The 8,132-nt window shown below is 73.0% G+C and carries 8 protein-coding genes and 1 pseudogene; 1 reads left to right on the top strand and 8 read right to left on the bottom strand.

Annotation, left to right across the window (positions count from 1 at the left end; all coding sequences use genetic code 11):
• A partial coding sequence (locus AB0G02_RS22785) for a sigma-70 family RNA polymerase sigma factor (protein WP_360797481.1) occupies positions 1-976 on the bottom strand: 976 nt, incomplete at its 3' end.
• 115 nt (positions 977-1,091) lie between these two features.
• On the opposite strand from AB0G02_RS22785, the gene AB0G02_RS22780 reads away from it, so the two are divergent.
• Positions 1,092-1,895, top strand: a complete 804-nt coding sequence (locus tag AB0G02_RS22780) for an alpha/beta hydrolase (protein WP_360797480.1) — start codon at positions 1,092-1,094, stop codon at positions 1,893-1,895.
• On the opposite strand, the gene AB0G02_RS22775 is transcribed toward AB0G02_RS22780, so the two are convergent.
• From AB0G02_RS22775 to AB0G02_RS22745, 7 genes and pseudogenes are all read right to left on the bottom strand, one after another.
• Positions 1,892-3,094, bottom strand: a complete 1,203-nt coding sequence (locus tag AB0G02_RS22775; protein ID WP_360797479.1) for an MFS transporter — start codon at positions 3,092-3,094, stop codon at positions 1,892-1,894. The two genes, AB0G02_RS22780 and AB0G02_RS22775, sit on opposite strands and share 4 nt — an antisense overlap.
• Before the next feature lie 134 nt (positions 3,095-3,228).
• Positions 3,229-3,630: a TIGR03618 family F420-dependent PPOX class oxidoreductase gene (locus tag AB0G02_RS22770; RefSeq protein ID WP_360797478.1), complete on the bottom strand. Its 402-nt coding sequence runs from the start codon at positions 3,628-3,630 to the stop codon at positions 3,229-3,231.
• Between the two features lie 21 nt (positions 3,631-3,651).
• Positions 3,652-5,091 carry a DHA2 family efflux MFS transporter permease subunit gene (locus tag AB0G02_RS22765; protein WP_360797477.1) on the bottom strand — a complete coding sequence of 480 codons (1,440 nt, stop codon included), beginning with the start codon at positions 5,089-5,091 and terminating at the stop codon, positions 3,652-3,654.
• A 91-nt stretch (positions 5,092-5,182) separates the two neighbouring features.
• The gene (locus AB0G02_RS22760; RefSeq protein ID WP_360797476.1) at positions 5,183-5,671 is read right to left on the bottom strand and encodes a MarR family winged helix-turn-helix transcriptional regulator; all 489 of its coding nucleotides are present in this window, start codon (positions 5,669-5,671) and stop codon (positions 5,183-5,185) included.
• A gap of 47 nt (positions 5,672-5,718) precedes the next feature.
• Positions 5,719-7,056 (bottom strand): glycoside hydrolase family 6 protein, encoded by a 1,338-nt coding sequence (locus tag AB0G02_RS22755; protein ID WP_360797475.1) that lies wholly within the window; start codon positions 7,054-7,056, stop codon positions 5,719-5,721.
• Positions 7,057-7,155: 99 nt separating this feature from the next.
• A complete protein-coding gene (locus AB0G02_RS22750) occupies positions 7,156-7,845 on the bottom strand; it encodes a response regulator transcription factor (protein WP_360797474.1) in 690 nt (229 codons plus the stop codon).
• A pseudogene (locus AB0G02_RS22745) lies at positions 7,791-8,132 on the bottom strand (hypothetical protein); the annotation flags it as partial. The gene AB0G02_RS22750 and the pseudogene AB0G02_RS22745, both read right to left, overlap by 55 nt.

Below are 8,132 nucleotides of genomic sequence, written 5' to 3'. Positions count from 1 at the left end.
CCGGGAAGTGGGCCGCGCCGACGAACGACGTGACGTAGCGGACCAGCCCGTCGCGCAGGGTCAGCACGTTGATCGCCCACGCCGCGTGCGCGCCCACGCCGTCGTCCCACAGGTAGCAGGCGACCGCAGGCTGCCCGTTCGCGCCGACGGGCAGGTGCCGCCACGACGCGCAGCCGGTGATCGGCACCCGCACGACGAAGTCGGCCACCGCGTCGATCCCGCGGTACCAGTGCGGCAGCGGCGGCATCGACCAGGTGACGTCCTCGGTCAGCAGCGCGACCAGGGCGTCGGCGTCGCCGCGTTCCAACGCGCCGGAGAAGTCGGCCACGACCCGCCGCACCCGCGCATCACCGATCAGGCGCACCGCCTGCTGCTGCGTGCGCGGGGGCACCTTCTCCGCGACGACCCGGCGGGCCCGCGCCAGCGCCGAGTTCACCGACGTGGTTGAGGTGCTCATCATGGTGGCGATCTCGGCCGCCGAGAACCCCAGCACCTCGAACAGCAGCAACGCCGCCCGCTGGTTGCCCGGCAGGTGCTGGAGCGCGGCCACGAAGGCCAGCTCGACGGCCTCCCGCCGCGCGTAGCGCCCGTCCGGCCCGCCGTCGCCCAGGTCCGCGTCCGGGTACGGCCCGAGCCACGCCACGTCGGTCAGCGGCGCGTCCGCGAGCACGACCCGTTCGCTGGACGGACCCAGGTCCACCGGCAGGGCCCTCCGCCCCCGGCTCTCCACCGCGTCCAGGCACGTGCGCGTGGCCACCGCGTACAGCCACGAGCGCAGCGAGCCGCGGCCCTCGAAGCCGCCCAGCCCGCGCCACGCCCGCAGCAGCGCGTCCTGGAGGGCGTCGTCGGCGTCGTGGGTGGAGCCGAGCATGCGGTAGCAGTGGGCGTGCAGCTCCCGGCGCAGCGGTTCGACCAGGCGGCTGAAGGCGTCACCGTCGCCCGCGCGCGCCAGGCTCAGATCGCCCTCGCGCGCCAGGCTCAGGTCGCGCTCCGCGACGCCGGCCGGGAAAACTTCGCTCACGACCGACGATTCTGCCTCACCGGGGGAGTCACCACAGGCGACTGACCACATCAGACACGGAGGATCCGCCATGACGCACACCGACACCCTGCGCGTGCCCGACGCGCTGCTGCACTACGAGGTGCGCGGTGAGGGACCGCTGGTCGTGCTGGTGGCCGCGCCGATGGACGCCAGGGCGTTCGAGCCGCTGGCCGACCTGCTCGCCGTCGACCACACCGTGCTCACCACCGACCCGCGCGGCATCAACCGGAGCCGGGTCGACGACCCGGACCGCGACGCCACGCCGGAACTGCGCGCCGACGACGTCGCCCGGCTCATCACCCACCTCGACGCGGGCCCGGCGACCGTCCTGGGCTCCAGCGGCGGCGCGGTCACCGCGCTGGCGCTCGCGCAGGCACGCCCGGACCTCGTCAGCACGGTGATCCCGCACGAGCCGCCCCTGGACCGGCTGGTGGAGGACGCCGACGACCTGCTCCGGCGCACGGACGAGATGATCGCCACCTACCGCTCCGGCGACCCGCTGGGCGCGTGGCGGCAGTTCATGGCCATCGCGGACATCGACCTGCCCGACGAGGTCGTCGCGCACATGTTCGGCGGCGAGCGCAGCCCCCAGGACCTGGCCGACGAGCGCTACCAGTACGAGCACATGCTCCGGCCCACCGTGCGGTGGATGCCGGACTTCGACGTGCTGCGCTCGACGTCGACCCGGATCGTGGTCGGCATCGGTGAGGACTCGGGCGGCGAGCTGTGCGAGCGCACGTCGGAGGCGCTGGCCGAGCGGCTGGGCGTCGAGCCGACCAGGTTCCCCGGCGGCCACATCGGGTTCGTCGACGACCCGACCCGCTTCGCCGCCAGGCTGCGGGAGGTGCTCTAGGCGGACGTGCGGCGGTGGTCGACCACGACCGACAGGCCGGCCACCGCCAACCCCGCCAGGCTCAGCGCCACGCCGACCCACGCGGTGGACGTGTAGCCCCAGCCCGCGCCGATCGCCAGGCCGCCCAGCCACGCGCCGGCGCCGTTGGCGATGTTCAACGCCGAGTGGTTGGACGACGACGCCAGCGACGGCGCGTCCGGCGAGGCGTCCATCAGCCTGACCTGCAACGCCGACGCCAGGACCTGCGACACCAGCCCCAGCAGGAACACGGTGGCGAACGCCATCACCGGCGAGGTGGCGGTCAGCGCGAACACGACCAGCACGGCCGTCACCGCGACCAGCCCGCCGAACACGGTGCCCATGACCGAGCGGTCGACGAACCGGCCGCCGACGGTGGCGCCGATCGTCATGCCGAGCCCGAACACCGCGAGCACCCACGGCACGGCGGACGCGGACAGGGCCGTGACCTCGGTGGTGATGGGGGAGATGTAGGAGTAGACGGCGAACATGCCGCCGAACCCGACCATGCCCGTGACCAGCGCGAACCACACCTGCGGCCGGCGGAACGCGCTCAGCTCGGCGCCGACGCTCGCGCCCTCGGCGGCCGGGATGCGGGGCAGCCACCGGGCCACCGCCAACGCCGTCACGAGCGCGATCACGGTCACCGCGAGGTAGGCGACGCGCCACCCGATCTGCTGACCGGCGGCGGTGGCGACGGGCACGCCCACCAGGTTGGCCACGGTCAGGCCGACCATGATCCGGGCGACCGCCGTGCCCCGGCGCTCCGGCGGCACGAGCGTGGTGGCGACGACGGCGGCGATGCCGAAGAACGCGCCGTGCGGCAGACCGGCCACGAACCGGGCTTTAATGAGCAGGTCGGTGTTCGGCGCGACGGCGGACAGGCCGTTGCCGAGCGCGAGCGCGAGCGTGAGGCCGATCAGCAGGCCCTTGCGCGGCAGCTTCGCGGCCAGCCCGGCGATGAGCGGTGCGCCGACCACGACGCCGAGCGCGTAGAGGCTGATCGCGTGGCCCGCGGTGGGGATGGAGATGCCGAACGTGGACGCCATCTGCGGCAGCAGGCCCATGGTGGCGAACTCGGTCGTCCCGATGGCGAAGCCGCCCAGCGCGAGCGCGCCCATGGCGGCACCGCCGCCCCTGCCCCTCCGACCGGTCACAGTGGACTCGGCGGTCGCCGTCATGCGTCGCTCCTGATCCTGCCGTCCCGTGTCGACAGTGACCGCGCGACTGGTTGCTTAGCTACTGAAACGATTTTACCGCCTGCGGCCAGACCACCCGACCGCCCACCGCGTGCCGCTGCTCACAGGGCGGTCGGCTACCCCTTCGGCACGTCCAGCGCCGTGCCGTAGAGGCGCGTGGCGGGGATGGTGATCACCAGCCGCCGGTCCGGCTCGCGGTCGCTGCCGTCCTCCGGTTCGGGCGAGACCTCCACCAGCTCGGCGTCACCCTCCACGGCGGCGAACGACCACACGTCCGGCCCGCTCACGTGCAGGGCCACGCGGGGGTCGGCCCGGATCTGGCGTGCCTTGAGCCGGTCGGCCGTGGTCGAGACGCGGATGACCCGTTCCCCCGCGTCCCACTGGTAGAGCACGGTGGACAGGTGCGGGTGGCCGCTGCGCTTCACCGTGGCCAGCACGCCGAACCGCTGTCGGCCGAGCAGCGCCACCAGCTCGTCGTCGGTCAGGGTGCGGGGCGCGGGGCCTGCGTTGACGGTCATGTCGATCTCCTCGTGGGTCGGTCAGGCGGAGGCGCGCTTGCGCAGGACGATCAGGGTGACCGCGAACGCGGCGGCGAGCAGGGCCGCGGCGACGGTGAAGGCCACGTGGTACCCGGCGGTGAGCGCGACCGGTCCGGCGGCGCCCGACGCCAGGTCGTCCCCGGTCCGGGCGGCGGCGAGCGTGGACAGCACGGCCACGCCCACGGCCATGCCGACCTGCTGGGTCGTGTTGAACAGCCCGGACACCAGGCCCGCCTCGTCCGGCTTCGCGTCCGACATGCCCAGCGAGGTCAGGGCGGGCAGCACCAGCCCGCCGCCCGCGACCAGCAGCATGACCGGCAGCAGGTCGGTGAGGTAGTCGGCGTCCACGGGGACGGTGGCGAGCTTGACCATCGCGGCCAGCAGCAGCGCCAACCCGACCAGCAGCACCGCGCGCTCACCGAACCGGGTGTTCAGGCGGGCCGAGACGAACAGCGACACACCGCCGATCGCGACCGCCGCCGGGAGCATCGCCAGACCAGTGGCCAACGCGCTGTACCCCAGCACCTCCTGCATGAACAGGGCGACGATGACCTGGAACGCGAACATGGCCGACAGGGTCAGCACCTGCACCAGGTTCGCGCCGGTCACGTTGCGCGAACGCAGGATCCGCAGCGGCATCAACGGCGTCCGCGCGGTCGCCTGGCGGACCGCGAACGCGGCCAGCAACGCGACCGACAGACCGCCGAGGCCGAGCGTGTGCGCCGCCGTCCAGCCGTACTGCTCGACCTTCACCACGGTGTAGATGCCGAGCATGAGACCGCTGGTCACGAGCACCGCGCCGAGCACGTCGGCGCCCGCCGCCAGGCCCGCGCCGCGGTCGGTCGGCAGCACCCGGATCGCCAGCAGGACGGTGGCCACGCCGATCGGCAGGTTGATGAAGAAGATCCAGTGCCAGCTCAGCGCGTCGGTGAGGACGCCGCCCAGCACCTGGCCGAGGGACGCGCCCGCCGCGCCGGTGAAGCTGAACACGCCGATCGCCTTGGCCCGTTCGCCGGGCTCGGTGAACAGCGTGACCAGGATGCCGAGCACGACCGCGGAGGCCAGCGCGCTGCCCGCGCCCTGGAGGAACCGGGCGGCGATGAGCAGGCCCGGCGTGGTGGCCGCGCCCGCCAGCAGCGACGCGGCGGTGAACACGGCGTTGCCCACCAGGAACATCGTCCTGCGGCCGACCAGGTCACCGAGCCGCCCGGCCAGCAGCAGCAGGCCGCCGAACGCGATCAGGTAGGCGTTGACCGTCCAGCTCAGGCCGGCGGGGGAGAAGCCCAGGTCACGCTGGATGGCGGGCATGGCGACCGTGACGATGCTGCCGTCCAGGACGGTCATCAGCATCGCGGCGGACAGCACGACCAGCGCGGGCAAGCGGTTACCGCCGGGCGCTCCGAGCGGTGCTTCGAGCGGTGTGTCGAGCGGGGACGACATCGGGTTCTCCTGTTCGGATGGCGACAGGAGGAACCGTAGCGGATAGTTCCGTAATAGACAATCTTCTTCGGGTCTACCCGGTCGGCCGGGCCTACCGAGCGCTCTCCCGGGCCCGGCGAGCCGTCTGCGGCGCCGCCACCGGAGCCGCCAGGTGGCCCGCGGCCAGCAGGTTCAGGGCGTGCAGCAGCGCCTCCCGGTCCTTGTCCGGCAGCGAGCCCAGCGCGTCCCGGTGCACGCCGTCCACGATCGCCTGGCTCTGCTTCGCCAGCTCCGCGCCCTTCGCGGTCACCGCGATGATCCGGGCCCGCCGATCGGTGCTGGACGGCCGGCGCTCCGCCAGGCCCGCCTTCTCCAGTGCGTCCACGGTGACGACCATCGTCGTCTTGTCCATGTCACCGAGCTCGGCCAACTGGATCTGCGTGCGCTCCTCCTCCAGGGCGTGCACCAGCACGCAGTGCATGCGCGCGGTCAGGCCGATCTCCGCCAGCGCCGCCGCCATCCGGGTGCGCAGCACGTGGCCGGTGTGGTCCAGGAGGAACGACAGGTCGGACTCGGTGCGAGCTGGGGCCATGGCGGACATGGCCCCAGTCTAGCTACCCGGACAACGGTGGATTATCCGCAAAAGACCTAGTTCAGCGGCGGGTAGGCGTTGCGCAGCAGCTCCTGGAACTGCGCCGAGTGCCACTCACCGGCCGGCGGCGCGTTCCGCCACGCCCCCGACGGGTCCGGCGAGGCGTCCGGCCGACCGGTGTAGTCCGGGTCGCACATCCGGTTGTGGTTCTCGTCCCCGATCGGCAGCGGCGTGCTCGCCCCGTCCGACTCGCCCGGCGGCTTCATCCACACGTACGCGTCGACGCCCGGCTCCGGCGCGGCCACCGGGCGTTCACCCAGACCCGTGCCCGTCTGGTTGCACCAGTTGCCGATCCGCAACCGGCGGTCGATCCGACTCGTGTCGACGTAGGTGTCCACCGTCGACTCCCACCCCGGCGCGGTCGGCCGGTTCGGCCCACCCCACCCGTTGCGCGAGGTGTCGACCAGCACGCCGATGCCCGCCCGGAAGCCCGCCGCGACCGCCTCGGCCCGGAACGCCTCCACGTAGGACAGCTCGTCGAGGAACGGGTTCCAGTCCACCCACCGGCTCTGCCGGATGTGCTGCCCGCTGATCACCGTCTTGACGATGAACTCCTCCCGCAGCGCCGAGTAGTTCCGGGTGTTGGCGATCAGCCCGTGCACGTGGGCCGGGGTGCTGCCACCCGACGTCGCCGCCTTCACCAGCAGCGCCAGCACCGGCCCCCGGTCCTCGTCCCAGCCGATGTGGCCGTGGTGGCTGATGTCGAGGTAGTTGTAGACGTTGCGGATCGCGCCCAGCTTCGCCAGCGCGTACCCGATGCCCTCGGTGTAGGAACCCGCCGCCCTGACCTGCTCGCAGCCCAGGGTCGCGTCGGGGCGCGAACCGACGTGCGTGACCAGGAACGGCAACGAGTTCGGCTCCACCACCGCGACGATCCGCAGCCGCGCGTACGCCGGGTCGGCCAGCACCGCGGCGATCGGGTCGACGAACTCCCGCTTGTAGCGCGGCAGCTCACCGAACGCCAGCTCGCCGTTGGTGGACAGCCAACCGCAGTCGCGACCGGGCAGGTCCCACAGCACGAGCTGGACCAGGTTCGCGCCCTGGCGCAGGGCTTCGTCCAAGTGGGCGCGCAACCCCATCCGACCGTTCGCGCCCTCGATCGACGCGATGCGGTCGAGCCACACGCCGGTGGGCTGCCCGACGACCCCCGCGCCACCCGGTTCGGCGGCGGCCCGTGCGGACCACTCCGGGTTGACGTAGGCGCGGGCGCCCAGGTACGGGTTGTCCACTCGTGGCGCCCGGTGCGGCGCCGCGTCGGCCGGGGCGGCGACCGCCAGCCCGGCGGCGATCGCGACCGCCGTCAGCACGTGGCCGACGCGTATCAGAGACCTCATGTACGGCTACCTCCGGTGATCACAGCGATGTGAAGGAGGCGGTGTGCCTCCCACCGTACCGTGACCGCACGACAACGCGCCGTGATCACTTCGGGCTCGCTACAGGTCGTCCACGCCGATCAAGCCGTCCTGGATCGCACGCGCCACCAGCGCGGCCTTCGTCGGCGCCTCCCGACCGATCAGGGCGTACTTCACCCGGATCCGCTCCAGGTGCGAGTTCACCGTGCTCGACGAGATGCCCAACCGCTGCGCCACGAACTCCTTCGACTCCGACTGGAACCACTCCACCAGCACCTCCACCTCCCGCGCCGACAACGCCGGCCGGTGGTCGGACCGGTCACCCGCCAACGCGCCCGCCAGCGACGGCGGCGTGTACGGCCTGCCCTCCGCCGCCGCACGAGCCGCCCGCACCAGGTGCTCCGCGCCCTCCGCCTTGGTCAGGTAGCACAACGCGCCCAACTCCAGGCACTGCAACGCGATGTCGTCGTCGGCGCGCATCGAGTACACGACCACCCGCCGCCCCGCCTCCACCAACCGGCGCAGATCACCCAGCACCGGCGTCGGCCCACCCAGGTGCAGGTCCAGGATCACCACGTCGGCCCGCGCCCCCTCGTCCAACCACGCCGCGCGCACGTCCTCACCGCTCGCGACGACCCGGATCGGCGGCGTGCCCGAGGACAACCAGTGCGCGACACCGGCCCGCACCGCCGGGTGGTCGTCCACCACCACCGCGCTCAGCTCGTCCGCCACCTGGCCTCCATCCGCGCCTGCCGCCCGTGCGTGCCGCATTCGACCTCGACCCGCCCGCTCCCGGTTCCCACCCCGTCCTTGCTCCCGGTGCGTGCCTCGCTCCCGGTGGCGATTCCGACGCCCGCATCCGCGACCCCCGCGTCCGCCACCACCGCCACCCGCACGTCGCCCTCGGTGCGCAACAGGCTCACCCGCGCCCGCTCGCGCGCCGCTGACAACGCCTGCGCCACCGGACCGGTCAACTCGCGCCGAACGTCGGCCGGCACGGCCACCGGCGCACCGCTGACCGCGAACGACACCACCACCCCTCGCCGTTCCGCGACGTG

Source organism: Actinosynnema sp. NPDC023658, from assembly GCF_040639995.1.
Taxonomy (GTDB): domain Bacteria; phylum Actinomycetota; class Actinomycetes; order Mycobacteriales; family Pseudonocardiaceae; genus Actinosynnema.
Note: the sequence above shows the minus strand (reverse complement) of the source record. Positions and strands in the feature narration are given on the sequence as shown.

Excerpts from the sequence above, each read along its gene's own strand:
- AB0G02_RS22780 (WP_360797480.1), top strand. The coding sequence starts at position 1,092 with ATGACGCACACCGACACCCTGCGCGTGCCCGACGCGCTGCTGCACTAC.
- AB0G02_RS22775 (WP_360797479.1), bottom strand. The coding sequence starts at position 3,094 with ATGACGGCGACCGCCGAGTCCACTGTGACCGGTCGGAGGGGCAGGGGC.
- AB0G02_RS22770 (WP_360797478.1), bottom strand. The coding sequence starts at position 3,630 with ATGACCGTCAACGCAGGCCCCGCGCCCCGCACCCTGACCGACGACGAG.
- AB0G02_RS22765 (WP_360797477.1), bottom strand. The coding sequence starts at position 5,091 with ATGTCGTCCCCGCTCGACACACCGCTCGAAGCACCGCTCGGAGCGCCC.
- AB0G02_RS22760 (WP_360797476.1), bottom strand. The coding sequence starts at position 5,671 with ATGTCCGCCATGGCCCCAGCTCGCACCGAGTCCGACCTGTCGTTCCTC.
- AB0G02_RS22755 (WP_360797475.1), bottom strand. The coding sequence starts at position 7,056 with ATGAGGTCTCTGATACGCGTCGGCCACGTGCTGACGGCGGTCGCGATC.
- AB0G02_RS22750 (WP_360797474.1), bottom strand. The coding sequence starts at position 7,845 with ATGCGGCACGCACGGGCGGCAGGCGCGGATGGAGGCCAGGTGGCGGAC.